1 protein-coding gene is annotated in these 1,193 nt (G+C 61.1%); it reads right to left on the minus strand.

From position 1 onward, the window contains the following. Positions 1-11: 11 nt before the first annotated feature. Positions 12-974, minus strand: a complete 963-nt coding sequence (locus ACIP0B_RS28565; RefSeq protein WP_400838573.1) for an IS110 family transposase — start codon at positions 972-974, stop codon at positions 12-14. Positions 975-1,193 lie beyond the last annotated feature (219 nt).

Below are 1,193 nucleotides of genomic sequence, written 5' to 3' on the forward strand. Positions count from 1 at the left end.
TGTGGGAGATTCTATGTTGCAAGGGAACCCTGCAGCCTCAAGTTCGGTTGGTATTCGCTCTCGCTTTTCATGAGGGCGAATGCCACCCGGCACAGCTTGCGGGCGAGGATCACCAACGCCTGGGTCTTGGCCAGGCCTCTTGCCAGGTACGACTCATAGAAGGGCTTCCAGACCGGGCTTCGGCACGCGGCCATTGCCGCATTGTGCGCAAGCCGCCGTATTTCCCCGTCCCCTTTTTTGCTCAGGCGACGGCAGCCGTGCTTCTTCCCGGAGTCCTTCGGCCTCAAGTCCATCCCCAAGAAGGCGATGAACGCATCGGCGCTGGCGAAGTCGCCACGCATGAACGTGGTCGCCAACCCGGTAGCGGTCAGGTCGCCAATGCCCTCAATCGCCTTGCAGCGCCTGATGTTCTCGGTGATGCCGGCCTCTCGCGCGGTTTCTCGCAGCAGCTTCTTCAGGGCTTGGTCGACCCGCTTGAAGTGCTCCAGCTGCTGGGCCATGAGGTCTTTCAGAAGAGGCTCGCCAGACCAGCTCAGCATGACGGCGGCGTGGGTCTTGATCAGCTCAGCACGCTTCTTGAGCAGGCTTTTCAACACGCCGTAGAACCGCGGAGGCGGGCTCCAGGCCCGCAGATGCTGCTGCTCGCTGGCCAGGTAGCGTGCCAGCAGGCGTGCGTCGCAGGGGTCGGTCTTTGCCCTCAAGCCGACGCCTTCGCGGTAGTGGCTCACCCGATAGGGATCCACAACGTACACCCGATGCCCCATTCCAAAGGCCAGTTCGGCGGTGTCCAGGTGGTAGTGGCTGGTGGCCTCCAGGGCGATGGCGCTCTGGGCCGGCAGCGTTTTGAGCCAGCGCCCGATGGATTCGCGGTTGTTGCCGATGGCTTGGGTGAGCTGGACGTCTTCGCGGTAGGCGACGATCTCAGCCTTGGCCACATCGATGCCCACGACCGTTGGCGCATTAAGGATTGTCATGACGAATCCTCGGAGCTAGGGTTTAAGTGCTTGATGGGGTCTACCGTAGCGCTGGCTTGCTTCTATCGTCGGTCGATCCGATGCATTCCTTATCGGCGCTTCAGGTAGAAAGGGCGGGACGAGAAGTCTCCCACGGTCCGTACTGGCTAGAGTCGGATTCTTGCTTTTAGTCCCGCCCACCCCTTCAAGTCTAAACATACAAGCTTGCCTGCAAGCGAT

The organism is Pseudomonas sp. NPDC089534, assembly GCF_044749305.1.
Classification (GTDB): Bacteria; Pseudomonadota; Gammaproteobacteria; order Pseudomonadales; family Pseudomonadaceae; genus Aquipseudomonas; species Aquipseudomonas ekonensis.

Excerpts from the sequence above, each read along its gene's own strand:
- ACIP0B_RS28565 (WP_400838573.1), bottom strand. The coding sequence starts at position 974 with ATGACAATCCTTAATGCGCCAACGGTCGTGGGCATCGATGTGGCCAAG.